We start from the raw sequence: 25,592 nt of genomic DNA, 5'->3' as shown, positions 1-25,592 counted from the left end.
GTGCGGGGGCTGTGGGGGGGCGCGTTTTCTCTTTTTTCCCCCCCCCCCCCCCCCCCACTACCGGCGCGCACCATGACGATCCGCAGGGTTGCCCGCAGCCCCCCTGCAACCCAGACTCAGGCGCAAGGACGCCATTGCATTGCCGATCAAGGAGCCTTATTTCATGAAATCCACTCTCTGCCTGTTGCTTGCGAGCCTGATGACCAGCACCGCTACCGCCGCCACCCCGCCCGTTCCGCCGGATGTTGAGAAGCGTCCGCACGTGGTCAAGGCGCCGTTCGGCGCGACCCGCAACGATGACTATTACTGGCTGCGCGACGACAAGCGCGAGGACAAGGCCATGCTGGCCTACCTGCAGGCCGAGAACGCCTATGCCGACCAGCTGCTGGCACCGCTGAAGCCGCTGGAGGATGCGCTGTACGGCGAGATTGTCGGCCGCATCAAGCAGGACGATGCCAGTGTGCCGGCGCGCGAGCGCGGCTACTGGTACTACAGCCGCTACGAAACCGGCCAGGACTATCCCATCCATGCGCGCCGCAAGGCCAGCATGGACGCGCCGGAGGAAGTCCTGCTCAACGTCAACACGATGGCTGCCGGCAAGGGCTATTTCAGCGTCGGCTCGATGGAGGTCAGCCAGGACAACCAGCTGCTGGCCTGGGCCGATGATGACGTTGGCCGCCGCCAGTACGTCATCCGCTTCAAGGACCTGCGCACCGGCGCGGTGCTGCCGGACACGATCACCGGCACCTCCGGCGACCTGGTCTGGGCCGACGACAACCGCACCGTGCTGTATGTCGAGAACGATCCGGAAACCCTGCTGACCGTGCGGGTGAAGAAGCACGTGCTGGGCACCCCGGCCAGTGCCGACACCGTCGTCTACGAAGAAAAGGACGACAGCTTCTACATGGGCATCGGCCGCACCCGAGACGATCGCTTCATCACCATCGGCGTGCACAGCACCGTGTCCTCCGAAGAGCGCTACGCGCCGGCCAGCGACCCGACCACGTTCACCGTGCTCGCCCCGCGCCAGCGCGACGTGGAGTACGACGCCGACCACTACGACGGCCGCTGGGTGATCCGCACCAACGATGGTGCGAAGAACTTCAAGCTGGTCACCGCACCGACCGATGCCACCTCGCGCGCGCAGTGGAAGGACTGGATCGCCCATGACGATGCGGTGTTCATCGAAGGCTTCGAACTGTTCGATACCTACACCGCCATCGCCGAACGTTCCGAAGGCCTGGAGCGCATCCGCCTGCTGTTCAAGGACGGTCGCAACGACTACGTGAAGGCTGACGAACCGGCCTATTCGATGGGCCTGGGCGACAACACCGAGGCTGACACCACTTGGCTGCGCTACGTCTACACGTCGATGACCACGCCGACCACGGTGTACGAACTGAACACCACCAACGGCGAACGTCGCCAGCTGAAGCAGCAGCCGGTGATCGGCTATGACGCCTCGAAGTACGAAACCGACCGGGTGTGGATCACCGCGCGCGACGGGGTGAAGGTGCCGGTGTCGCTGGTCTATCGCAAGGGCTACAGGAAGGATGGCACCGGCGCGCTGTTCCAGTACGCCTACGGCAGCTACGGCATGTCGATGGACCCGTACTTCAACCAGACCGCGGTGAGCCTGCTCGATCGTGGCGTGGTGTATGCCATCGCCCACATCCGTGGCGGCCAGGAAATGGGCCGCGACTGGTACGAGAACGGCAAGCTGCTGCACAAGCAGAATACCTTCAACGACTTCATCGACGTCACCCGTGGCCTGGTTGCACAGGGCTGGGCGGCGAAGGATCGTGTCGCCGCGTCTGGTGGCAGTGCCGGTGGCCTGCTGATGGGCGCCATCGCCAACCAGGCGCCACAGGACTACCGCGTGCTGGTGGCGCAGGTGCCGTTCGTGGACGTGGTCACCACCATGCTCGACCCGACCATCCCGCTGACCACCAACGAGTACGACGAGTGGGGCAACCCCGAGCAGAAGCCGTACTACGAGTACATGCTGTCCTACTCGCCCTACGACAACGTGAAAAAGCAGGCCTATCCGTCGCTGTTCGTGGGTACCGGCCTGTGGGATTCGCAGGTGCAGTACTGGGAGCCGGCCAAGTGGGTGGCCAAGCTGCGTGATGACAACACCGGCCACTTCCCGATCCTGTTCCGCACCAACATGGAAGCCGGTCACGGCGGCAAGTCCGGGCGCTTCCAGCGTTACCGCGAACTGTCCGAGTCGTATGCGTTCGTGCTGCAGCAGCTGGGCATCGAAACGCCTGCTGCCGGCGCTGCGACCGAATGACGCATCGTGGCGGCGGTGATATCGCCGCCGCCACCTGCGCTGGGTATCCTTGCGCGATGAGCCTGCCCGAACCGCCCGCCACCAAGAACCTGCCAGCGCCCACCCGGCCGGTGCGGTTCCGTTGGGCGTGGTGGCTGCTGGCCTATGCCAGCCTGGGTACCGGCATCGTCGGCATCTTCGTGCCGGGGCTGCCGACCACCGTATTCATCCTGATCTCTGCCTGGGCCGCCTCGCGCGGCTCCGAGCGCCTGCACGGCTGGCTGCTGCAGCACCCGCGCTTCGGCCCGGCCATCGCCAACTGGCAGGCACATGGTGCGGTCAGCCGCTACGGCAAATGGATGGCCACGATCACCATGGCGGTGTGTGCCGGCATCATGCTGTGGTGCGTGCCGGTGGCCTGGGTGAAGTGGTTCTCCATCGGCAGCATGACCGTGGTGGCGATCTGGCTGTGGACCCGGCCGCTGCCACCGGCCGATTGATCTCTGCCGCCGGGCATGGCCCGGCGCTACCACGGGTGCCGGATTGCGGTAGCGCCGGGCCATGCCCGGCGGATGCGTGGCGCGGCACCCTGCACCAACCGCTCAGCCGCCAATGGCTATACTCGGGGCATGAACATCCCCCATCGCAACGTCATCCTGATTCCGCTGGCAGCGGCCTCGCTGCTGTTCCTCGCCGCATGCGGCAACAAGGGCCCGCTGGTGCTGCCGCAGAAGCCGGTGCCGGTGGAAGAAACCGTCGAACCGGCCGCTGATGCCGACGCCACGCCTGCTGCCACCCAGAACACCGGCGACGGCAGTCCGTCGGTAACCCCGGATCCGGTCAAGAAGGTGGACGACGGGAATGAGTAAGGCCGGTTCCAACGGCCTGCGCTTCAGCAAGATGCACGGCGCGGGCAACGATTTCGTAGTGATCGACCTGCGCGACGGCACCCCGCCGCCCACCCCGGAACTGGCCGCGCGCCTGGCCGACCGCCATACCGGCGTCGGCTGCGACCAGATCCTGACCATCGAACCGCCGCGCGCCGAAGGCTCGGTCGCCTCGTACCGCATCTGGAACGCCGATGGTTCCAATTCCGAGCAGTGCGGCAACGGCGCGCGCTGCATCGCGGCCTGGCTGGTACGCGAAGGTAGTGCGCAGGGCGATCGCTTCGTGATCGACAGCCCGCTGGCCAGCCACGCCGTGGATGTCCTCGGCGATGGCCAGTACGCGGTGGCGATGGGCGTGCCGCTGTTCGAACCGGCGCAGGTGCCGCTGATCGGCTTCGCCCACCCGCGCGAGGAATACCTGCTGCCACTGCAGGGCGAGACCGTGCGCTTCGCGGCGGTGTCGATGGGCAATCCGCACGCAGTGATCGAAGTGGGCCTGGTCGACGCTGCACCGGTTGAGCGCGTAGGCGGGCTGCTGCAGCAGCATGCGTCGTTCCCGAAGTCGGTGAACGTGGGCTTCGCCCAGGTGATGGGCCCGGAACATGCGCGCCTGCGCGTGTTCGAGCGCGGCGTGGGTGAAACCCTGGCCTGCGGCAGTGGCGCCTGCGCGGCTGCGGTGACCCTGATGCATCGCGGCCGCCTGCAGCGCGATGCGCGCATCAGCCTGCCCGGTGGCGACCTGCGCATCCAGTGGCCGGGCGATGGCCAGCCGGTGGTGATGGCGGGCCCGACCGCATTCGTCTTCGAAGGGGAGTGGATCGCATGACTGAGACCGTCGACAAGCTCGGCGCCCATGAAGTCGCCGCCTGGTTGCGGCGTCATCCGGGCTTCCTCAAGCAGTTCCCGGACCTGGCGCTGACCCTGGTGGTGCCACGCGATGACGGCCCGACCGCATCGCTGGCCAGCTACCAGCTGGAAGTGCTGCGCGAGAAGAACCGCGAGCTGGCGCGACGGTTGGCCGACCTGGGCGCGACCGCGCAGGTCAACGAGCGGCTGGCGGTGCGCACGCATCAGCTCACCCTGGCCCTGATGAAGCAGGACAATGCCGCCGATACGCTGCGCGCGATGGCGGCGTCGCTGCAGGAAGACTTCGCCGGCGATCTGGTGCGGCTGGTGGTGCATGCGCCGGTGGCCGGGCTGGAGCAGGCCGAGTGGCTGCAGGTGCTGGCTGCCGATGATGCGCAGCTGGGCCCGTTCCGCGACTGCCTGAAGGATGGCGAGCCGATCTGTGGCCGCCTGCACAGCGACAAGAACGCGGTGCTGTACGGCGCGCGCAGTGAGGAAGTGCAGACCACCGCCTTGCTGCCGCTGCCGGGCGTTGGCCTGATCGCGGTGGGCAGCCACGATCCGAACCGTTTCTATCCCGGCATGGGCACGCTGTTCCTGCGGATGATGGGCGAGGCCCTGGTGACCGGGCTCAAGCGCTTCGCGGATTGAGCGGGAAACGACGACGATGAGCGCGGTGCAGGCGTTCCTGCAGCACCTGCAGGTGGAGCGGCGGATGTCGGCGCATACGCTGGATGCCTACCGCCGCGACCTGGACGCATTGTCGGTGTGGGCCGAACCCCGCGGCGTGGCCGTGGAGGCGCTGGATACCGACGCCGTGCGCCAGTTCGTTGCCGACGAACACCGCCGTGGCCTGTCGGCCAAGAGCCTGCAGCGCAGGCTGTCAGCCTGCCGCAGTTTCTACGCCTGGCTGCTCAAGCATGGCCGTATCGAGGCCAGCCCGGCAGCGACGCTGAAGGCACCGCGCGCACCGAGACGATTGCCGCAGGTACTCGACGCCGACGAAGCCGTGCAGCTGGTTGAACTGGAACCGGAAGGCGAGCTGGGTCGTCGTGACCGCGCGCTGCTGGAGCTGTTCTATTCCTCCGGCCTGCGCTTGAGCGAAGTCTGCGCGCTGACCTGGCGCGATCTGGATTTCGCCAGTGGCCTGGTCAACGTGATGGGCAAGGGCAACCGGCAACGTCGCGTTCCCTTCGGAAAGCCGGCACGTGAGGCGCTGCTGACCTGGCGCAGCGAAAGCGGCGGTGGTGCCGCTACACCGGTTTTTCCCGGCCGCAACGGGCCGATCAGCCAGCGTGCGGTGCAGATCCGCATCCGCCAGCTGGCGCAGCGCCAAGGCCTGTTCAAGCACGTACACCCGCACATGCTGCGGCACAGTTTCGCCAGCCACATCCTGGAATCCTCCGGCGACCTGCGCGGTGTGCAGGAACTGCTCGGCCATGCCGACATTGCCACCACGCAGATCTACACGCACCTGGATTTCCAGCACCTGGCCAAGGTCTACGATGCCGCGCACCCGCGCGCGAAGCGCCGCAAAGACCCGGCCGACAAGGGGGAGTAGCGCCGGGCCATGCCCGGCGAGCGCGCAGCGCGGGCTGCGTCGCATGCATGACGCATGGATCGCGCAGCCGCCGGGCATGGCCCGGCGCTACCGGAACGGCCGCAGCTTGATCTGGATCAGGGCAGGGCAGTGGTCGCTGGCGCATCGTGGCCGCAGGCCACGAAGAGATGCCGACCATGGCAAAGCCCATTCCGCTGCGTCCCAAGCACCCCGAGCGCATCTGCTGGGGTTGCGACCGTTACTGCGCCGCCGACGCACTGGCCTGTGGTAACGGGTCGGGCCGCACCCAGCACCCCATCGAAACCCAGGGCGAAGACTGGTACGTGGCATGGGGCATTGAGCCGAATCCGGACCGCCCTTCGCAGGCCAAGCGCTGAACGGCAGCTATCGGCACGGGCTTGATCGCTTCGGCGGCTGTCCCCATGTCCCGTGAACAGCTATCGGAGGCCGCATGGACCCCAGTCAGAATCCCACCGTTTTCCACGCCACCACCATCGTCTGCGTTCGTCGCGGCGAGCACGTGGCCATTGCCGGCGACGGCCAGGTCACCCTCGGCCACACGGTGATGAAGGGCAACGCACGCAAGGTCCGCCGCCTCGGCCGCGATGGCCAGGTGCTGGCCGGCTTCGCCGGTGCCGCCGCCGATGCCTTCACCCTGTTCGAGCTGTTCGAAGCCAAGCTGGAAAAACACGGCCAGCTGCAGCGCGCTGCGGTGGAGCTGGCCAAGGATTGGCGCACCGAGCGTCGCCTCGGCAAGCTTGAAGCCCTGTTGGCCGTGGCCGACAAGGAAACCTCGCTGATCATCAGCGGCACCGGCGATGTGATCGAGCCGGAGGACGGCATCATCGCCATCGGTTCCGGTGGTTCGTATGCACTGTCCGCTGCACGCGCGCTGATGGCGCACACCGAACTGGACGCACGCACCATCGCCAGTGAAGCGATCAACATCGCCGGCGACATCTGCATCTACACCAACCGCAACGTGGTGGTCGAGGAGCTGTGACGGGGAACCGTCACAGGCATTCCCGATCCGCCGGGCATGGCCCGGCGCTACCGACAACGAATTCGTGAGCACACCCATGCCGCACAAGATCGAAGTTTCCTCCGCCACCATGACCCCACGCGAGATCGTGCAGGAACTGGACCGGCACATCGTCGGCCAGCATGACGCCAAGCGTGCGGTTGCCATCGCCCTGCGCAACCGTTGGCGCCGCATGCAGCTGCAGCCCGAGCTGCGCAACGAGGTCATGCCCAAGAACATCCTGATGATCGGCCCGACCGGCGTCGGCAAGACCGAGATCGCGCGCCGCCTGGCCACGCTGGCCAACGCGCCGTTCGTCAAGGTCGAAGCGACCCGTTTCACCGAAGTCGGCTACGTCGGCAAGGACGTCGAGCAGATCATCCGCGACCTGGCCGATACCGCCGTCAAGCTGTACCGCGAGCAGGCCAAGGTGCGCGTGCGCACGCAGGCCGAAGAGCGCGCCGAAGACCGCATCCTCGATGCGCTGCTGCCGCGCCGCAGTGGTGGCATCGGCTTCGACCCGGAGGCGGCGCGCAACGAACCGTCGGCCCAGGACAACGAGACCCGCATCAAGTTCCGCAAGATGCTGCGCAATGGTGAGCTGGATGATCGCGAGATCGAGCTCGACCTGACCGCCAACGTCAGCATGGACATCATGACCCCGCCGGGCATGGAGGAAATGGGCCAGCAGCTGAAGTCGATGTTCGCCAACCTCGGCGGTGGCGCCAAGGCGCACAAGCGTACGCTGACCATCAAGGCCGCGCGCCCGCTGCTGCAGGAAGAAGAAGCCGGCAAGCTGGTCAACGAGGACGATATCCGCACCGCCGCGATCGAAGCCTGCGAGCAGCACGGCATCGTGTTCATCGACGAGATCGACAAGGTCGCCAAGCGGGGTGATGCAGGCTCGTCTGGCGGTGATGTCTCCCGCGAAGGCGTGCAGCGCGATCTGCTGCCGCTGGTGGAAGGTTCCAACGTGTCCACCAAGTACGGCACGATCAAGACCGACCACATCCTGTTCATCGCATCGGGCGCGTTCCACCTGGCCAAGCCCAGCGACCTGATCCCCGAGCTGCAGGGCCGCTTCCCGATCCGCGTGGAGCTGGGTGCGCTGAGCAAGGCGGATTTCGTGCGCATCCTGACCGAACCGAAGGCTGCGCTGACCAAACAGTACGAAGCGCTGTTGGCCACCGAAGGCGTCAAGGTCAGCTTCACCACCGATGCCATCGACCGCCTGGCCGAGATCGCGTTCCAGGTGAACGAGCGCCAGGAGAACATCGGTGCGCGTCGCCTGCACACCGTGCTGGAGCGACTGCTGGATTCGCTCAGCTACGAAGCGCCGGATCGCGATGGTGAAACCCTGGTCATCGACAGTGCCTATGTCGATGCGCACCTGGGTGAGCTGGTGCAGGATCCGGACCTGAGCCGTTACATCCTGTAACCGGGAATGCGAAAAGGCCGCCGAAAGGCGGCCTTTTCTTTGAGGTGCGTTGCTCTGGTAGTCGCCGACCTTGGTCGGCATACAAATGGCATGCCGACCAAGGTCGGCATCTACCGCTCCGGCAGCGGCTCCGGCACCGAACCCGGTACGAACACGCCTTCCTTCACGTAGGCGGCCAGGGTCATGTCCAGCGCCAGCATGCCATCGCGCTTGAGGTCCATCAGGTCCGGCTCGACCATCGCCCCATGCAGCACGCCGAGCACGGTGGCGTGCAGCATGCGCGCGGCGATCTTCGGATCGGCGCCGTCGCGCAGCTGGCCCAGGTCCTGGGCACGGCGCAGGGCACGTTCCATCCGGTCCAGGGCGTCGCGGAAACCGCTCTGCTGCAGTTCGGTCAGCACCCTGGTGTCGGCCGAGGCATCGCTGCGCAGCATGATCTCCATGGTCTTGCGCAGGCGCTCGTCCTCGGACAGCTCGATGAACGAGTGGATCATCACCGCGCGCAGGTCATGCACCGGCGTGTCGCGCTGGTCGGTGGAGGTGCGCTCCAGCTCCTGCATGAAGGGCAGGTGCACCCGCTCGACGATCGCGGTCAGCACCTCGCCCTTGTTCTTGAAGTGCCAGTACACGGCGCCGCGGGTGTAACCGGCGCGGGCACCGATCATCTCCAACGTGGTGCGGGCCACGCCGTGTTCGTGAAAACAGGCTTCGGCGGCATCCAGGATGCCTTCGCGGGTTGCCTGGGTGTCCTCTTTGGTCTTGCGGGCCATGAGCGGGTACGGGTGCAGGTGAAACGTGGCTGAATTGTACCGCTTTACAAACAAACACGCATGTATGTATATTTCCTTCCCATCATTCCCGTCGTGTGCGTGGCAGGCCTGTCCTGGCTCCCACTCCACCCGGGTGGGCGCTGTTCGCGCGGTCTTCACTCCTGCAAGGGGAGGGTCCGTCGTATCAGCACCTGCTGAGATCCCTCCCTTCAAGAGCCATTCCCATCATGTTGCTGAGCCGAATCCGACCCTTCGCGTTGTCGCTGGCGATCGCTGCCACCGTCGCTGCCTGCGGCGGCCAACCCCAGGCGCCCGAACAGGGGCCGGGCCAGGTCAGCGTGGTCACGCTGAAATCCGAAACCGTCGGCCTGACCCGTGAGTTGCCGGGCCGCACCAATGCCTTCCTGGTGGCCGAAGTGCGCCCGCAGGTCAACGGCATCGTCGCCAAGCGGCTGTTCACCGAGGGTGGGATGGTCAAGGCCGGCGAGCCGCTGTACCAGATCGAGGACGCCAGCTATCGCGCCCAGGCCAACAGTGCGCGTGCACAGCTGGCCCGCGCCGAAGCCACCGCCAATGCGGCGCGGCTGAGTGCCAAGCGCATCACCGAGCTGGCCAAGGTCGACGCGGTCAGCCAGCAGGATCTGGAAAACGCAGTGGCCGCGCAGAAGCAGGCCGAGGCCGATGTCGGCGCCGCCAAGGCATCACTGGATGCCGCCAACGTGACCCTCGGTTATGCGCGCATCACCGCGCCGATCAGCGGCCGCATCGGCAAGTCCAGCGTCACCCAGGGCGCGCTGGTCAGCGCCGGCCAGGCAACTGCGCTGGCGACCGTGCAGCAGCTGGACCCGATCTACGTCGACCTGACCCAGTCCTCGGCCGAGCTGCTGCAGCTGCGCCGCGAACTGGCCGCCGGCCGCCTGCAGGACAACCAGCAGACGCCGGTCAGCATCCTGATGGAAGACGGCAGCACCTTCGAACACAAGGGCACGCTGGAGTTCTCCGAAGTCAGCGTCGATCCGGCCACCGGCAGCTTCGCGCTGCGGGTCAAGGTCGACAACCCCGACGGCCTGCTGATGCCGGGCATGTACGTGCGCGCGGTGATCGGCGGCGGTGTGCGCAGCGATGCGGTGCTGGTGCCGATGCAGGGCATCGCCCGCGATCCGAAGGGCGATACCAGCGCGATGGTGGTCGGCAAGGACAACAAGGTCGAAGTGCGCCCGGTCAAGGTCAGCCGCACCGTCGGCGACAAGTGGCTGGTCGAGGACGGCCTGAAGGCCGGTGACAAGGTCATCGTCGAAGGCCTGCAGAAAATCGGCCCGGGCATGCCCGTGAATGCCACCGAACAGGGCGTCGCCCCGGCCAAGCCGGCCGCCGCCCAACCTGCAGCTGCGGCCGCAGGCGCGAAGTAAGCGGAGAACCCCATGGCACGTTTCTTCATCGATCGACCCATCTTCGCGTGGGTCATCGCGATCATCATCATGCTCGCCGGCGGCCTGGCCCTGTTCAAGCTGCCGATCTCGATGTACCCCAACGTCGCACCGCCGGCGGTGGAAATCAGCGCCAGCTACCCGGGTGCTTCGGCCAAGGTGGTCGAAGACTCGGTGACGCAGATCATCGAGCAGAACATGAAGGGCCTTGATGGCCTGATCTACTTCTCCTCCAACAGCTCGTCCAACGGCCAGGCCACCATCACCCTGACCTTCGAGAGCGGTACCAACCCCGACATCGCCCAGGTGCAGGTGCAGAACAAGCTGCAGCTGGCGATGCCACTGCTGCCGCAGGAAGTGCAGCGGCAGGGCATCAACGTGGCCAAGTCCAGCTCGGGCTTCCTGAACGTCATCGCGTTCGTGTCCGAAGACGGCAGCATGGATGCCAACGACATCGCCGACTACGTCGGTTCCAATGTCGTGGACCGTCTCAGTCGCGTGCCGGGCGTGGGCAACATCCAGGTGTTCGGTGGCAAGTACGCCATGCGCATCTGGCTGGACCCGAACAAGCTGCACACCTACGGCATGTCGGTGCCGGAAGTGGTTGCCGCGGTGAAGGCACAGAACGCGCAGGTGGCCATCGGCCAGCTGGGTGGTGCGCCGTCGGTGAAGGGCCAGCAGCTCAACGCCACCATCAACGCGCAGTCGCGCCTGCAGACCCCGGAACAGTTCCGCAACATCATCGTGCGCGGCGCGCAGGACGGTGCCGAACTGCGCCTGGGCGACGTTGCCCGCGTCGAGCTGGGCGCCGAGTCGTACGACTTCGTCACCCGCTACAACGGTCAGCCGGCCAGCGGCCTGGCGGTCACCCTGGCCACCGGCGCCAACGCGCTGGATACCGCGGCCGGTGTCGATGAAACCCTGAAGGAACTGGAAGGCTTCTTCCCGGCCGGCCTGAAGGCCGAGATCCCGTACGACACCACCCCGTTCGTGCGCGTGTCGATCAAGGGCGTGGTGCAGACCCTGCTCGAAGCGATCGTGCTGGTGTTCGTGGTGATGTACCTGTTCCTGCAGAACTTCCGCGCCACCCTGATCCCGACCATCGCCGTACCGGTGGTGCTGCTGGGTACCTTCGGCGTGCTGTCGGTGCTGGGCTTCTCGGTGAACATGCTGACCATGTTCGCGATGGTGCTGGCCATCGGCCTGCTGGTGGACGATGCCATCGTGGTGGTGGAGAACGTCGAGCGCATCATGTCCGAAGAGGGCCTGTCGCCGCTGGAAGCCACCCGCAAGTCGATGAGCCAGATCACCGGTGCGCTGGTGGGCATCGGCCTGGTGCTGTCGGCGGTGTTCGTGCCGATGGCCTTCATGAGCGGCTCCACCGGTGTGATCTACCGGCAGTTCTCGGCGACGATCGTGTCGGCGATGGCGTTGTCGGTGCTGGTGGCCATCGTGCTGACCCCGGCGCTGTGCGCGACCATGCTCAAGCCGCTGAAGAAGGGCGAGCACCACGTCGCCCACAAGGGCTGGTCGGGTCGCTTCTTCAACGGTTTCAACCGCGGCTTCGACCGTACCAGTGAAAGCTACCAGCGCGGCGTACGCGGCATCCTGCATCGCCCGTGGCGGTTCATGGGCATCGTGGCCGCACTGTTCCTGCTGATGGGCGTGCTGTTCGTGCGCCTGCCCAGCTCGTTCCTGCCCAATGAAGACCAGGGCGTGCTGATGGCGCTGGTGCAGGCGCCGGTGGGTGCAACCCAGGAGCGCACGCTGGAATCGATCGCCGCGCTCGAAAAGCACTTCATGGAAAACGAGAAGGGTGCCGTCGAATCGGTGTTCTCGGTGCAGGGCTTCAGCTTCGCCGGCATGGGCCAGAACGCGGGCATGGCCTTCGTCAAGCTGAAGGACTGGAAGGATCGTGACGCCGACAATGGCGTGATGCCGATCACCGGACGTGCGATGGCTGCACTGGGGCAGATCAAGGATGCCTTCATCTTTGCCTTCCCGCCGCCGGCCATTCCGGAGCTGGGTACGGCTTCGGGCTACACCTTCTTCCTGAAGGACAACAGCGGCCAGGGCCATGAGGCATTGCTGGCGGCCCGCAACCAGCTGCTCGGCCTGGCGGCCGGCAGCAAGAAGCTGGCCAACGTGCGTCCGAACGGCCAGGAAGACACTCCGCAGTTCCGCATCGATATCGATGTGGCCAAGGCCAGCTCGCTGGGCCTGTCGATCGACCAGATCAACACCACCCTGGCCACTGCGTGGGGCAGCTCGTACATCGATGACTTCATCGATCGCGGCCGCGTCAAGCGCGTGTTCGTGCAGGCTGACCAGCCGTTCCGCATGGTGCCGGAGGACTTCGATCTCTGGTCGGTGAAGAACGACAAGGGTGAGATGGTTCCGTTCAGCGCCTTCGCCAGCAAGCAGTGGGACTACGGTTCGCCGCGCCTGGAACGCTACAACGGCGTGTCGGCCACCGAAATCCAGGGCGAACCGGCCCCGGGCGTGGCGTCCGGTGATGCCATGGCCGAGATCGAACAGCTGGCCAAGCAGTTGCCGGCGGGCTTCGGCGTCGAGTGGACGGCGATGTCCTACCAGGAGCGCCAGGCGGGCTCGCAGACGCCGCTGCTGTACACGCTGTCGCTGATGATCGTGTTCCTGTGTCTTGCCGCGTTGTACGAAAGCTGGAGCGTGCCGACCTCAGTGCTGCTGGTGGCGCCGCTGGGCATCCTCGGTGCGGTGCTGGCCAATACCTTCCGTGGCATGGAGCGCGACATCTATTTCCAGGTGGCGATGCTGACCACGGTGGGACTGACCAGCAAGAACGCGATCCTGATCGTCGAGTTCGCCAAGGAGCATCTGGAGAAGGGCGCGGGGCTGATCGAAGCGACGATGCACGCGGTCCGCGACCGTCTGCGTCCGATCATCATGACCTCGCTGGCCTTCGGCATGGGCGTGCTGCCGCTGGCGATCTCCAGCGGTGCCGGCTCCGGCGCCAAGCAGGCGATCGGCACCGGCGTGCTCGGCGGCATGGTGGTTGGCACCGTGCTCGGCGTGTTCTTCGTACCGCTGTTCTTCGTCGTGGTGCAGCGCGTGTTCAAGAAGCGCAACGCCGCCGAGTGATGACAACCGGTAGCGCCGGGCCATGCCCGGCGAATGCCTCACCGCATAGTCGCCGGGCCCGGCCCGGCGCTACCACCGTGACCCCCAAGGTGTCGCTATGAAATTCTCTTCTCTTGCAGTATCCCTCGCCACCGCGCTGGCGCTCAGCGCGTGCGGCACCCTGGCGCCGAAGAACACCGCAGTGGCCCCGGCCATTCCGTCGCAGTGGCCGGCGGAAGCCGCACAGGGCGAAGTGGCCGATGCGGCCGCGGTCGGCTGGCGCGACTTCTTCACCGATGAGCGCCTGCAGCAGGTGATCGGCCAGGCGCTGGACAACAACCGCGACCTGCGCGTGGCCGTGCTCAACGTCGAGAAGGCGCGTGGCCAGTACCGCGTGCAGCGCGCTGACCGCGTGCCGGGCGTGGCCGTGACCGGGCAGATGGACCGCCGCGGCGGCGACGTGCCGGTGACCGAGCAGTTCAGCGCGGGCGTCGGCGTGGCCGAGTTCGAACTGGACCTGTTCGGCCGCGTGCGCAACCTGAGCGAAGCCGCGCTGCAGCAGTACTTCGCCGTGGCGGCCAATCGTCGCAATGCGCAGCTGAGCCTGGTGGCCGAGACCGCTACCGCCTGGTTGACCTACGGCGCCGACCAGCAGCGCCTGGCGATCGCCGAAGCAACGGTGAAGACCTATGAGGATTCGCTGCGTCTGGCCGAGGCACGCCATGAGCGTGGCGGCAGTTCGGCGCTGGAACTGACCCAGACCCGCACCCTGGTCGAGACCGCGCGCACCGATGCCGCGCGTCTGCGTGGGCAGCTGGCCCAGGACCGCAACGCGCTGGCGCTGCTGGCCGGTGGCCAGTTGGATCCGGCGCTGCTGCCGGACAGCATCGCGCCGCAGGTGCTTGCGCTGGCACCGCCGCCGGCCGGCCTGCCCAGCGACGTGCTGCTGCAGCGCCCTGACATCATGGCGGCGGAACATCAGCTGCTGGCCGCCAATGCCAACATCGGTGCCGCACGCGCTGCCTTCTTCCCCAGCATCTCGCTGACCGGCAGCATCGGCAGTGGTTCGGGTGAACTGTCGGGCCTGTTCGACAGCGGCACGCGGGTGTGGAGCTTCCTGCCGAAGATCACCTTGCCGATCTTCCAGGGCGGCAAGCTGCGCGCGAACCTGGCAGTGGCCAACGCCGATCGTGATATCGCGCTGGCGCAGTACGAAAAGTCGATCCAGAGCGGCTTCCGCGAAACCGCCGACGCGCTGGCATTGAATGTCAGCCTGGATGAGCAGGCGGCCTCGCAGCAGCGCCTGGTGGAAGCGGCCGAGCAGGCCAACCGTCTGTCGCAGGCACGCTATGACGCCGGCCTGGACAGCTTCGTCACCCTGCTGGATGCACGTCGTACCGCCTACAACGCGCAGCAGACACAGCTGCAGACGCAGCTGGCGCAGCAGTCCAACCGCATCACGCTGTACAAGGTGCTGGGCGGCGGCTGGCACGAGCGCGGGTAAGCCGCGCTGATTCCGGTAGCGCCGGGCCATGCCCGGCGGCTCTTCCACCCAATATTCAGGGCGCCTGAAGCAGACCGCGCTGCGCGCTCGCCGGGCATGGCCTGGCGCTACCGCATTGGCCAGCGGCACCACGCAAATGGATACTCATCCAACTGGTCGGTGAGTCCCGCTCGGATGGGATTGCCCAGGATGTAGAGAGCGTGACGTCTCAAGGCTTTCTCATGACGCACCGCATGGTCGAAGTAGCTGGGCTGCCAAAGCGGTGTATCCACGCCGAACTGTTGCCCCAACTGTCGGCTGCTGCGTGACTTCACCGTTCCCATCAGTCGGGCAAGCGTTCCACTGCGCAGTTGCACCAGCCAGTGGAGATGATCGGGCATGATGACCCAGGCATAGGAGTGGCTCATGCCTGCACGTTCCACGAACCGCAACGCTTCCAGCAGGCATGCGGCATGGTCGGGGTCTTCGAAAACCCGACGCCGCTGCCGTACGACAGTGGTGAGCACATAGCAGCTATCGACCCGGGAATCGCGGCCACGGGCGAGATGACGACTGGACATGAAGCCAGTCTGTGGGAACAACGTGTCTGCTCGTATCGGTAATCGCCACTGATTCTTGTGGGGATCGTCCAGTCTGCGCGCTGGTGGGGTGCCATCCGTATGTGGACACTCCGCTAGTGCCGGGCCATCCTCAGTGGCTCTTCCGCCCGACATTCAGGGTGTCTGAAGCAGACCGCGCTTCGCGCTCGCCGGGCATGGCCCGGCGCTACCAGAAGGTCGGGATCATCGGAGATCGTGCAGTTGCCGGCCAGCGGCCGGCACTACCGGTCACACCGCTTCGTCATCCCGCCGCTCGGTGCGGCAGGAGCGTACCCGCGTCAGCGCGTCGCCGGCTTCGCGCGCCATCCTTTCGTACTCGGCGCGGATCTCTTCCAGACGCTCTTCGTCCAGTTCTTCCAGGTCCAGCAGCTCGTTGTTGGCCTCGGCAGTGGCGCGGATCAGTTCATCCAGCTTGATCTGCATCGCCGCCGTGTCCGAGTTCTGCGTGTGCTGGATCAGGAACACCATCAGGAAGGTGATGATCGTGGTGCCGGTGTTGATCACCAGCTGCCAGGTATCGTTGAACTTGAATATCGGGCCGCTGATGCCCCACAGCACGACGATCGCCACCGCGGCCAGGAAGGTCCACGGCGAGCCGGTGGCGGCCGCGGCCTTCTTGGCGATCGTATTGAACAGGTTCCTTGCGCTCATCGTCATCGTTCCACTGGAATGACGACGATCATCGGCACGTGGCCGTGCAGGTGCCGTGCAGTCGAACGGGTGGCTCAGGCGCGCAGGCGCGGTGCTTCCTGGCTGCGCACCGGGCTGGCCAGGTAGACGTGCTGCCAGCAGCGTTCGACGAATTCGCGGGCCTGCGCTTCGGTCAGGCGCGGCATGATCTGCAGGGCGTACTGGGTCTGGAACAGCTCATCGCGCTGCGCATTGCTGGCGCGAGGTTGGGTGATCAGCGAATCACAGGCGAACTTGATCCACGGCACATAGGTGCCGAACGAGGTGTGCGCGAGTGCGCCATCGGCGTGCTGGCGGCGCCAGTAATCCAGCTCCGCATCGACATTGATGACAGGGGGAATGGCGGGAACTTCAGCGTGCATGACGATCCAATCGGTTGAAGGTGAAAGGGAGTGGGGGCTCGTTACAGTGTGGCCCGGACGGTGGTGCATGCCGCGTCAGCGCGATGTGCAGCCAGCGTGGCGATGGCGCAGCAGCTGTGCGTGTTCAACCGCACCCAGGCGTTCGGCCATGCCGGCCATCGCATTGCACAGGCGCACCAGGTCGCGGGGATGATCGAGCAGCAGATCCTGCTGCATGTCCTGGTAGGCGCTCCAGAACGGGGCACTGCGCTGGTGCAGTGCGTATTGCTGCTGCAGTCGGTCCCAGATCGCGGCCAGGGCCGGGTCGCTGGGAGGACGTACCGCATGCGCTTGCATGGTCGGCTCCAAGCCGGGGCGGGGGCCCCGGTTGCATTCCACCCTAGACGTGGCAGCGCAGCAGGATGTTAGTGGCGCGTGTGCACTGCACGCAGCTGACTGCGCAGCAGTTCACGTTGAAGCAGGCAGACGCTGCCGGCACAAGGGTGTGCCGGCACTGAAGCGTTCATCAAGGCGGACTCATCAGCCGTGGCGGATGCTCATTCGCCGATGTCTTCGTTCCAGATTTCCGGATGTTGCGCAATGAAACCGCCCAACAGGTCCACGCATTCCTGGCTGTCCAGGTCGATCACGTTGACGCCGTTTTCGCGCAGCCAGTCGATGCCGCCCTGGAAAGTGCGCGATTCGCCGACCACCACCGTGCCGATGTTGAACTGCCGCACCAGGCCCGAGCAGTACCAGCACGGAGCCAGGGTGGTGACCATGATGGTGTCCTGGTAGCGGCGCTGGCGGCCGGCCTTGCGGAAGGCATCGGTCTCGCCATGCACGGACGGGTCGCCTTCCTGCACGCGGCGGTTGTGGCCGCAGCCGAGCAGGCGGCCGTCGTTGTGGTACAGCGCCGCGCCGATCGGCACGCCGCCTTCGGCCAAGCCCTGGCGGGCTTCGGCGATGGCGGTCTGCAGCAGGGCCTGGTAGTCGGGCGTGGTGATCATGCGGGGCTCCGGTAGGTCGTGGGGCGCCATGATACGGCCAGCGTTCCCCGCAGGGGCCCGGCGGTGCGATAATCGGGGGCATGAGCGAATCCCCCTACAAATCCGGTACCACCCATTTCGGGTTCCGCGACGTTGACGCCAAGGACAAGCAGAAGCTGGTCGGCCAGGTGTTCACGTCGGTCGCGCGCAACTACGACCTGATGAACGACCTGATGAGCATGGGCGTGCACCGGGCATGGAAGCGCTACTACGTAGCCACCGCGCAGGTGAAGCCGGGTGACCGCGTGCTCGACCTGGCCGGGGGCACCGGCGATATCGCCGCGCTGCTGAAGGAGCGGGTCGGTGCCGAGGGTTCGGTGGTGCTGGGCGACATCAACGCCGGCATGCTGTCGGTCGGCCGTGACCGCCTGACCAACCGCGGCCTGGTGCTCGGCCTGGACTACGTGCAGTGCAACGCCGAAGCCCTGCCGTTCCCGGACAACAGCTTCGACCTGGTGACCATCGCCTTTGGTCTGCGCAACGTGACCGACAAGGACGCCGGCCTGCGCGAGATGTACCGCGTGCTGAAGGTGGGCGGCCAGGCCCGCGTGCTGGAGTTCTCCGAAGTCACCGCGGACTGGTTCAAGCCGATCTACGACTTCCACTCGTTCAAGATCCTGCCGAAGCTGGGCAAGCTGTTCGCCAACGATTCGGACAGCTACCAGTACCTGGCCGAGAGCATCCGCAAGCATCCGCCGCAGGAAGAGCTGAAGGCGATGATGGGGCAGGCGGGCTTCGAGCGCTGCCACTACAAGAACCTGACCGGCGGCATCGTCTCGATCCACTCCGGCTACAAGCTGTAAGCCTCGCTTTGGTAGGTGCCAACCTTGGTTGGCACACGCCCGCCGCGAGCGATGATGTATCCGTGCCAACCAAGGTTGGCACCTACCTGTAGATGCCGACCTTGGTCGGCATGGGCCCCCACCGCGCGCCCGCCGCCATTACCCCGCACCGCGCAACGCTTCCCGGCCGGGGGAGAGGTACCATTGGGGTTTGATCCCCGTAACGGTCCCGATTCATGCGCAATCCGCTGATGCTCCTTCCGCTGGCCGTGGCCCTGGCCGCCGGCTGCTCCCAGGAGGCGGCCGCACCCGCCGCCGCCCCGACTGCCCAGAAGGCTCCCGCCGCCCCCGTGAACGCCGAAAACCGCAGCCACGATGAAAGCTCGTACGCCGAGCCGGACAAGGTCGTCGTCAAGGACATCGCGCTGGATCTGAAGCTGGACTTCGACCAGAAGCAGATCGGCGGCACCGCCACCTACACCCTGGAATGGAAGCAGAAGGATGCCAAGCAGCTGGTGCTGGACACCCGCGAGCTGAGCATCGCCAAGGTCGAAGCGATCGCCGCCGACGGCGCGCGCAGCCCGCTGCAGTTCGTGCTGGCCCCGGTGGACAAGGTGTTCGGCAGCAAGCTGACCATCGAAACCCCGGACCAGCCGGCCAAGGTCGAGGTGACCTACCACACCGCACCGACCGCGTCGGGCCTGCAGTGGCTGGCGCCGTCGATGACCGAGGGCAAGAAGCTGCCCTTCATGTTCAGCCAGTCGCAGGCGATCCACGCCCGTTCCTGGGTGCCACTGCAGGACACCCCGAGCGTGCGCTTCACCTACAGCGCGCACGTGGTCTCGCGCCCGGACGTGATGGTGCTGATGAGCGCCGACAACGATCCCAAGGCCGCGCGTGACGGTGACTACACCTTCAAGATGCCGCAGCCGATTCCGTCCTACCTGCTGGCCATCGCCGCCGGCGACCTGGTGTTCGAGCCGATCTCCGGCCGTTCCGGCGTCTGGGCCGAGCCGACCATGGTCAACAAGGCCGCCAAGGAATTCGAAGACACCGAGAAGATGATCGGTGCCGCCGAAAAGCTGTACGGCGAATACCGCTGGGGCCGCTACGACATGCTGGTGCTGCCGCCGTCGTTCCCGTTCGGTGGCATGGAAAACCCGCGCCTGACCTTCGCCACTCCGACCGTGATCGTCGGCGACAAGTCGCTGGTCTCGCTGGTCGCCCATGAACTGGCACACAGCTGGTCGGGCAACCTGGTGACCAACGCCAGCTGGAAGGACATCTGGCTCAACGAAGGCTTCACCACCTACGTCCAGGGCCGCATCACCGAAGCCCTGTACGGCAAGGAGATGGCCGAGATGGAAAAGCAGATCGACCAGACCGATCTGCTGGCCGAAGTGAAGGACATGAGCCCGGCCGACCAGGCGCTGGCGCTGCCGCCGCTGAACGAGCGTGACCCGGACGAAGCCCTGAGCCAGGTGGCCTACGTCAAGGGTTCGTGGTTCCTGGAATTCCTGGAACAGCGTTTCGGCCGCGAAACCTTCGATCCGTTCCTGCGCGGCTGGTTCGATGACCACGCTTTCCAGAGCGCCAACACTGACCAGTTCGTCGAGTACCTGAAGAAGAACCTGCTGCCGAAGAATCCGTCGGCGGTCACCGAAGCCGAACTGAAGGCGTGGCTGGACGAGCCGGGCATTCCGGCGTTCGCGGCCAAGGCGCAGTCGCGCAACTTCAGCAGCGTGGATACCGCGCGCATCGCTTTCGCCAGCGCCGGCACCGTGCCGAGCAGCCAGGTGATCGCCGAGTGGAGCACCCAGGAGTGGGTCCGCTTCATCGACGGCCTGGGCGCCACCCAGCCGCTGGACAAGCTGGCCACGCTGGACAAGGCGTTCCACTTCACCGGCACCCCGAATGGCGAGATCGCCATGCGCTGGTACCCGCTGACCATCCGCAGCGGTTACGAGCAGGCCAATGAAGCGGCGGCTGCGTTCATCGAGCGTGTCGGTCGTCGCAAGCTGATCCTGCCGATCTACGCCGAACTGGTGAAGACCCCGAAGGGGCTGGAACTGGCCAAGCAGGCGTTCGAGAAGGCCAAGCCGGGCTACCACCCGATCACCACCGCCTCGGTGCAGGACATGCTGGCCAAGGCTGAAGCGAAGTAAGAAAAAGCGCCGGGCACTGCCCGGCGCTTTTTTTGTAGAGTCGAGCCATGCTCGACGGGCTTTTCAACAGCAGTCGAGCATGGCTCGACTCTACAAAAAAGCGCAAACACGAAGGACCTCCGCCATGAAACGACTGATCCTGCTCACCGCCTGCACGCTGGCCCTGGCCGCCTGCAGCAACCCCGAGGAAGAACGCAAGGCGCAGGAGGCCGCCGCCGCCGCCGTGCAGGCGCAGAAGGAAGCCAAGGCCGAAGACGTTGCCAAGCAGTACGACATGGCCGTGGCCGCGCAGGACTGGGAGCGCGCGCGCCTGCATGGCGCCTCGCTGCTGGACCAGTACAAGGACACCGCCGCCGCCGAGCGCATCGCCGCCGGCTTCGACGAGGTCAAGGCCAAGGGTGATGCCGCGCGTGATCTGCGCCGCATGCAGGGGCTGTGGCAGTACAACCAGATTCCGGTCGGCAGCAAGGGCAACCAGGTGTCGGCACAGATCTTCAGCAAGGAACGGGTGGATGTGGATGGCAGCGGCGCCAAGCCGGTGCAGCTGGTGTTCCGCGATCACCCCGAATGGAAGCGTCATGCCTACCTGGTGCTGCAGGCCGGAGATTTCCGCTGCCCGCAGTGCACGGTGAAGGTCACGGTGGACGGTGGCAAGCCGATCTCCATGGCGGCATGGCGGCCGAAGACCGATGAGGCGATCGCCATGTTCATCACCGACCAGAAGGCGCTGTGGAAGCTGGCAGCCAAGGGCAAGTCGATCAGCATCGAATTCCCGGTCAAGGCCGGTGGCACGCGCACGGCCGTGTTCGAGACCGGTGGCGTGGATGCCAGCCGCATGCCGGCGTGGTGGCATTGACTGTGAATGCACGGGTGGCTGCGCCGGCGCTGTCGACGATCCGCCACTGGGTGTTCGACATGGATGGCACGCTGACCGTGGCGGTGCATGATTTCGCGCGGATCAAGCGCGAACTGGCGATTCCGCAGGAGGATGACATCCTCACCCACCTGGCTGGGTTGCCAGCCGCGGAAGCCAGCGCCAAGCATGCCTGGCTGCTGGCGCACGAGCGCGCGTTGGCCGCTGCGTCCCAGCCGGCGACGGGGGCGGTGGCGCTGGTGCGCACGCTGCAGGGCACCGGTTGCCGTCTGGGCATCCTGACCCGCAACGTGCGCAGCCTCGCGCAGGTCACCCTGCAGGCGATCGGGCTGGGCGACGTATTTGCCGAAGACGACATCATCGGTCGCGACGAGGCCGAACCGAAGCCTTCACCTGCCGGGCTGCAGTACTTCCTGCGGCGCTGGCAGGTGGAACCTTCGCAGGTGGTGATGGTGGGCGACTACCGCTTCGATCTGGAATGCGGCCGCGCGGCGGGCAGTCGCACGCTGCTGGTCAATGCCCCGGACAACCCGTGGCCCGGCATGGCCTGTTGGCACCTGGCCGATTGCGCGGCGGTGCTGGAGCGCTGGCGAGGCTAGCGCGGCGCCCTGTACGCGCTGTGGCGGGAATCTGGGCCCCGCCACGGCGGTCAACTCTCGACTGTCATCACAGTGTATTGTGCGAGGCCGGCTGGACGTTCTGCGAATGCCCGGCCGGGGGTGAAGCGGAGGCGGTTGGGGAACCGTCGCCGCTCACTGCCGCGGCCTGATCGAAGCCGCAGTAGGCGTTGAAGGTGCCGGCGGGTGGTTTCGCTGCGCTGGTGGTTGTGTCGGGTAACACGTTGTCCGGTGTGGCCCGCTGCCAAGGATGGGGCGTGGGTGTCCTTTGCTCCATTTCTGGATTCCTTTCATGCTCCGAGCTGTGTGGGTGTCGCTGTACCGGCGTCTGTGTCCGATTGCCGCCTTCTTCCTGTTTGGCCTGGTCGCCCTGTCGTTGTCGCGACTGGGGTTGGCGCTGTGGCACGCCGCGCGGGTCAGTGCTGCTGACGGCTGGGCCACGGTGTTCCTGCAGGGGCTGCGGGTGGATGTGTCGACCCTGTGCCTGCTGTACGGCATCCCGGCGGTGCTGGCGCTGCTGTTGCCGCTGGAAGGACGCGTGGGCCGCGCGTGGCGCCATCTGCTGCGGTGGTGGCTGATCCTGGCCAGCGTGCTGCTGGTGTTCATGGAGCTGGCCACGCCGAGCTTCATGGCCGAGTACGGCCTGCGCCCCAATCGCCTGTTCCTGGAATATCTGATCTATCCCGAAGAAGTCGGGATGACGCTGTTGCGCGGCCATCTGCTGGCCGTGGTGATCGAAGTTGCCGCGGTGGTCGTGCTGTTCTGGGCATTGCTTCGCGGGTCGCGGCGCTGGGTCGGCAACAGCCCGATGGTCGCAGTCGAAGCGGGATGGCTGTGGCGGCTGCCGTTGGCGTTCCTGGTGCTGCTGCTGGCGGCGCTGGGCGTGCGTTCCAGCCTGGGTCATCGGCCCTTGAATCCGGCACTGGTGGCGTTCTCGACCGACCCGACCATCAACGCCTTGCCGCTGAATTCGCTGTACACCGTCGGCTATGCCGCGCGGCAACTGGCGACCCGCAGCGAAACCTCGCGCGTCTACGGTGACCTGCCGCTGGCCGAGGTGGTCAGCGAACTGCGCGCCAGCAGCGGCCTGCCGGCATCGGCGTATGTCTCCGACGCATTGCCGAGCCTGGCGCTGCGTCCGCCGCAGTACCAGGGCAAGCCGCGCAATCTGGTGATCGTGCTGGAAGAAAGCCTGGGCGCGCAGTTCATCGGCAGTCTCGGCGGGCGGCCGTTGTCGCCCAATTACGACCGCCTGAGCACACAGGGCTGGGCGTTCGAGCGTCTGTATGCGACCGGCACGCGTTCGGTACGCGGCATCGAGGCGGTACTGACCGGATTCCCGCCGACGCCGGCCGAATCGGTGGTCAAGCTGCCCGCCAGCCGCCAGCGCTTCTTCACCCTGGCCGATGTGCTGGGGCGGCATGGCTACGACACCGGCTTCTATTACGGCGGCGAAAGCCACTTCGACAACATGCGCGAGTTCTTCCTCGCCAATGGCTTCAACCGCATCGTGGATCGCAAGGATTACCGCAAGCCGGCATTTGTCGGTTCCTGGGGGGCGTCGGATGAAGACCTGTTCGGCCAGGCCGACCAGCAGTTCCGGCAGCTGAAAGCGCAGGGCAAGCCGTTCTTCGGCCTGGTGTTCACCTCCAGCAACCACGATCCGTTCGAGTTCCCGGACGGCCGCATCGACCTGTACGAGCAACCGAAACAGACCCGCGACAACGCTGCCAAGTACGCCGACTACGCGCTGGGCGAGTTCTTCCGCAAGGCGATGGCCTCACCGTACTGGGAGGACACCGTGTTCCTGGTGGTGGCCGACCATGATTCGCGGGTGTTCGGCAAGAACATGGTGCCGATCGGCAATTTCCATATTCCCGGGTTGATCCTCGGCGGTGGCATCGAGGCGCGCCGCGATACCCGCATCGTCAGCCAGATCGATCTGCCGCCGACCCTGCTGTCACTGCTGGGCATTGCCGATCCCACCCCGACGGTGGGACAGGACCTGACCGACCTGCAGCGGCTGCAGCCGGGACGCGCGCTGATGCAGTACGACCGCAACCTGGCATGGATGGAGGGCAATGATGTGGCCATCCTGCAGCCGGACAAGCCAGCGCAGGGCTTCCGCTACGACCCGGCCAGCGATCAGCTGCAGCCGCAGCCGTTGCGGCCGGAACTGGCGCGGCGCGCACATGCCTACGCGATGTGGGGCACGCTGGCCTACGAAAAAGAGCTGTACCGCTTGCCGGAGAAGGCCAAGCCCTGAGCTGGAGGTAGCGCCGGGCCATGCCCGGCGAGCGCGCAGCGCGGGCTGCATCCGGAGTCGAAGGTGTCTGGTCGGAAAGCCGCCGGGCATGGCCCGGCGCTACCAGAGCGGTGCCGGCCGCTGGCCGGCAGTGTCGACCAAGGTCGACACCCACCGAGCGGGTGCGCGGGCAGTTTGGTTACACGCTCAGCGCGTAACCGAACTGCTGCTTGAACTGCTCGTTGAACTCATCGAAGGTGAAGCGCTGGTTCTGGGTGCCCGGGTGCTCGACCTTCAGCGCGCCCATCAGGTTGCCCATGCGGCCGATGGTCAGCCAGTCGAAGCCCTTCTGGATGCCGTAGATCAGGCCGGCGCGGAAGGCGTCGCCACAGCCGGTCGGATCGACTACGCGGCGCTCGTGCGCCGGCGGGATGTCGTAGCTCTTTTCCGGGGTGTGGATCACCGCGCCCTTCGGGCCGCGGGTGGTGATGTAGGCCTTGACCCGGCTGACGATCTCTTTTTCGTTCCAGCCGGTGCGTTCCTGCAGCAGGTTCGACTCATAGTCGTTGACCACCACGTAATCGGCCTGCTCGATGAACTCGCGCAGTTCCGGGCCATTGAACAGCGGCATGGCCTGGCCCGGGTCGAAGATGAACGGCACGCCGTCTTCGTGGAATTCCAGTGCGTTCTGGATCATGCCTTCGCGGCCGTCCGGGCCGACCAGGCCGAGGCTGACGCCCGGCACGTCGCGCACGTGGTTTTCGTAGGAACGCATCATCGCGCCCGGGTGGAAGGCGGTGATCTGGTTGTTGTCGTGGTCGGTGGTGATGAACGCCTGCGGGGTGAACAGCTCATCGATCACGCGCACGCGGGTGAGGTCGATGCCCAGTGCATCGAAGTGCTCGCGGTACGGGCCGAAGTCCGAACCCACCGTGCCCATCGGGATCGGATCGCCACCCAGCAGGTGCAGGTTGTAGGCGATGTTGCCGGCGCAGCCGCCGAACTCGCGGCGCATGCGCGGCACCAGGAACGACACGTTCAGGATGTGCACCTTGTCCGGCAGGATGTGATTCTTGAACTGGTCCGGGAACACCATGATGGTGTCGAAGGCAAGAGAACCACAGATCAGAGCGGACATCGATGTAAGCCTATGCGGTGAATTTTGGGATGGGCCGGCCCACTTCGGCAGGCAAGCAAACGGCGCCCTTGGGCGCCCGACGGCGCAAAGGTTACCCGCTGGTGCCGCTCAGGGCCAGAACCGGGTGATGCCCGATCAGGCCGAAAGCCTGTGAAGGCGCGGGTTCAGCTAGTTTTCTCCTTGCTCGGCGGCAGGCAGGTTGCTAGGCTTGTCGACCTCGATTTCTGCCCATTTTTTCGCCATCCCGCGTTGGGCGCGACACCC

General features: G+C 66.0%; 24 protein-coding genes. 17 read left to right on the top strand and 7 right to left on the bottom strand.

What is annotated here, in order from left to right:
- Positions 1-163 precede the first annotated feature (163 nt).
- From AC27VL_RS17710 to hslU, 9 genes are all read left to right on the top strand, one after another.
- Positions 164-2,296, top strand: coding sequence for a S9 family peptidase (locus tag AC27VL_RS17710; protein WP_488767640.1), 2,133 nt, complete (start codon positions 164-166; stop codon positions 2,294-2,296).
- A 56-nt stretch (positions 2,297-2,352) separates the two neighbouring features.
- The gene (locus tag AC27VL_RS17705; protein ID WP_100553597.1) at positions 2,353-2,775 is read left to right on the top strand and encodes a YbaN family protein; all 423 of its coding nucleotides are present in this window, start codon (positions 2,353-2,355) and stop codon (positions 2,773-2,775) included.
- A 129-nt stretch (positions 2,776-2,904) separates the two neighbouring features.
- A complete protein-coding gene (lptM, locus tag AC27VL_RS17700) occupies positions 2,905-3,144 on the top strand; it encodes an LPS translocon maturation chaperone LptM (protein ID WP_108266666.1) in 240 nt (79 codons plus the stop codon).
- Positions 3,137-3,988, top strand: a complete 852-nt coding sequence (gene dapF, locus AC27VL_RS17695) for a diaminopimelate epimerase (RefSeq protein WP_488767637.1) — start codon at positions 3,137-3,139, stop codon at positions 3,986-3,988. Before lptM ends, dapF begins: the two co-directional genes overlap by 8 nt.
- The gene (locus AC27VL_RS17690) at positions 3,985-4,659 is read left to right on the top strand and encodes a DUF484 family protein (protein ID WP_025877290.1); all 675 of its coding nucleotides are present in this window, start codon (positions 3,985-3,987) and stop codon (positions 4,657-4,659) included. Before dapF ends, AC27VL_RS17690 begins: the two co-directional genes overlap by 4 nt.
- Positions 4,660-4,675: 16 nt before the next feature.
- A complete protein-coding gene (xerC, locus tag AC27VL_RS17685) occupies positions 4,676-5,569 on the top strand; it encodes a tyrosine recombinase XerC (protein WP_229980228.1) in 894 nt (297 codons plus the stop codon).
- A 176-nt stretch (positions 5,570-5,745) separates the two neighbouring features.
- On the top strand, positions 5,746-5,946 hold the full coding sequence (locus tag AC27VL_RS17680) for a DUF3079 domain-containing protein (RefSeq protein ID WP_032976581.1): 201 nt from the start codon (positions 5,746-5,748) through the stop codon (positions 5,944-5,946).
- A 74-nt stretch (positions 5,947-6,020) separates the two neighbouring features.
- Positions 6,021-6,572 (top strand): ATP-dependent protease subunit HslV, encoded by a 552-nt coding sequence (gene hslV / locus AC27VL_RS17675; protein ID WP_025877284.1) that lies wholly within the window; start codon positions 6,021-6,023, stop codon positions 6,570-6,572.
- A gap of 76 nt (positions 6,573-6,648) precedes the next feature.
- Positions 6,649-8,028 carry an ATP-dependent protease ATPase subunit HslU gene (gene hslU, locus AC27VL_RS17670; protein ID WP_100553593.1) on the top strand — a complete coding sequence of 460 codons (1,380 nt, stop codon included), beginning with the start codon at positions 6,649-6,651 and terminating at the stop codon, positions 8,026-8,028.
- Positions 8,029-8,138: 110 nt separating this feature from the next.
- Here hslU and smeT read toward each other — a convergent pair whose 3' ends face one another.
- Positions 8,139-8,798, bottom strand: coding sequence for an efflux transporter SmeDEF transcriptional repressor SmeT (smeT, locus tag AC27VL_RS17665; RefSeq protein WP_100553592.1), 660 nt, complete (start codon positions 8,796-8,798; stop codon positions 8,139-8,141).
- A 227-nt stretch (positions 8,799-9,025) separates the two neighbouring features.
- On the opposite strand from smeT, the gene smeD reads away from it, so the two are divergent.
- From smeD to smeF, 3 genes are all read left to right on the top strand, one after another.
- On the top strand, positions 9,026-10,207 hold the full coding sequence (smeD, locus tag AC27VL_RS17660) for a multidrug efflux RND transporter periplasmic adaptor subunit SmeD (RefSeq protein ID WP_089236968.1): 1,182 nt from the start codon (positions 9,026-9,028) through the stop codon (positions 10,205-10,207).
- A 12-nt stretch (positions 10,208-10,219) separates the two neighbouring features.
- Positions 10,220-13,345 carry a multidrug efflux RND transporter permease subunit SmeE gene (gene smeE / locus AC27VL_RS17655; protein WP_488767633.1) on the top strand — a complete coding sequence of 1,042 codons (3,126 nt, stop codon included), beginning with the start codon at positions 10,220-10,222 and terminating at the stop codon, positions 13,343-13,345.
- A 97-nt stretch (positions 13,346-13,442) separates the two neighbouring features.
- Positions 13,443-14,828: a multidrug efflux RND transporter outer membrane subunit SmeF gene (gene smeF, locus AC27VL_RS17650; protein ID WP_100553589.1), complete on the top strand. Its 1,386-nt coding sequence runs from the start codon at positions 13,443-13,445 to the stop codon at positions 14,826-14,828.
- Positions 14,829-14,935: 107 nt separating this feature from the next.
- Here the strand turns inward: smeF and AC27VL_RS17645 are convergent, their stop codons facing one another.
- The 5 genes from AC27VL_RS17645 to AC27VL_RS17625 all read right to left on the bottom strand — a co-directional run bounded on the left by AC27VL_RS17645 (position 14,936) and on the right by AC27VL_RS17625 (position 17,468).
- Positions 14,936-15,388 carry an REP-associated tyrosine transposase gene (locus tag AC27VL_RS17645; RefSeq protein ID WP_100554210.1) on the bottom strand — a complete coding sequence of 151 codons (453 nt, stop codon included), beginning with the start codon at positions 15,386-15,388 and terminating at the stop codon, positions 14,936-14,938.
- 267 nt (positions 15,389-15,655) lie between these two features.
- Positions 15,656-16,078 carry a low affinity iron permease family protein gene (locus tag AC27VL_RS17640; RefSeq protein ID WP_488767631.1) on the bottom strand — a complete coding sequence of 141 codons (423 nt, stop codon included), beginning with the start codon at positions 16,076-16,078 and terminating at the stop codon, positions 15,656-15,658.
- A 74-nt stretch (positions 16,079-16,152) separates the two neighbouring features.
- Positions 16,153-16,479 carry a hypothetical protein gene (locus AC27VL_RS17635; RefSeq protein ID WP_089236961.1) on the bottom strand — a complete coding sequence of 109 codons (327 nt, stop codon included), beginning with the start codon at positions 16,477-16,479 and terminating at the stop codon, positions 16,153-16,155.
- 75 nt (positions 16,480-16,554) lie between these two features.
- On the bottom strand, positions 16,555-16,815 hold the full coding sequence (locus tag AC27VL_RS17630) for a hypothetical protein (protein ID WP_089238112.1): 261 nt from the start codon (positions 16,813-16,815) through the stop codon (positions 16,555-16,557).
- Positions 16,816-17,015: 200 nt separating this feature from the next.
- Positions 17,016-17,468, bottom strand: a complete 453-nt coding sequence (locus AC27VL_RS17625) for a nucleoside deaminase (protein WP_005411083.1) — start codon at positions 17,466-17,468, stop codon at positions 17,016-17,018.
- 80 nt (positions 17,469-17,548) lie between these two features.
- Between AC27VL_RS17625 and ubiE the strand changes: the two genes are divergently transcribed.
- The 5 genes from ubiE (at position 17,549) to AC27VL_RS17600 (ending at position 24,211) form a co-directional block, all read left to right on the top strand.
- Entirely contained in the window at positions 17,549-18,310 is a 762-nt protein-coding gene (gene ubiE, locus AC27VL_RS17620) for a bifunctional demethylmenaquinone methyltransferase/2-methoxy-6-polyprenyl-1,4-benzoquinol methylase UbiE (protein ID WP_032976541.1), read from the top strand.
- Between the two features lie 215 nt (positions 18,311-18,525).
- Positions 18,526-20,454 (top strand): M1 family metallopeptidase, encoded by a 1,929-nt coding sequence (locus tag AC27VL_RS17615; RefSeq protein WP_100553587.1) that lies wholly within the window; start codon positions 18,526-18,528, stop codon positions 20,452-20,454.
- Between the two features lie 124 nt (positions 20,455-20,578).
- Positions 20,579-21,310, top strand: coding sequence for a hypothetical protein (locus tag AC27VL_RS17610; RefSeq protein ID WP_100553586.1), 732 nt, complete (start codon positions 20,579-20,581; stop codon positions 21,308-21,310).
- Complete coding sequence (locus AC27VL_RS17605) at positions 21,298-21,927, top strand: HAD family hydrolase (RefSeq protein WP_409349559.1); 630 nt, start codon at positions 21,298-21,300, stop codon at positions 21,925-21,927. Before AC27VL_RS17610 ends, AC27VL_RS17605 begins: the two co-directional genes overlap by 13 nt.
- A gap of 310 nt (positions 21,928-22,237) precedes the next feature.
- Positions 22,238-24,211: an LTA synthase family protein gene (locus AC27VL_RS17600; protein ID WP_191077417.1), complete on the top strand. Its 1,974-nt coding sequence runs from the start codon at positions 22,238-22,240 to the stop codon at positions 24,209-24,211.
- Positions 24,212-24,389: 178 nt separating this feature from the next.
- Here AC27VL_RS17600 and AC27VL_RS17595 read toward each other — a convergent pair whose 3' ends face one another.
- Positions 24,390-25,328 carry a carbohydrate kinase family protein gene (locus tag AC27VL_RS17595; RefSeq protein ID WP_049463859.1) on the bottom strand — a complete coding sequence of 313 codons (939 nt, stop codon included), beginning with the start codon at positions 25,326-25,328 and terminating at the stop codon, positions 24,390-24,392.
- Positions 25,329-25,592 lie beyond the last annotated feature (264 nt).

Source organism: Stenotrophomonas sp. 14P6.2.3 (assembly GCF_057799055.1).
Note: the sequence above shows the minus strand (reverse complement) of the source record. Positions and strands in the feature narration are given on the sequence as shown.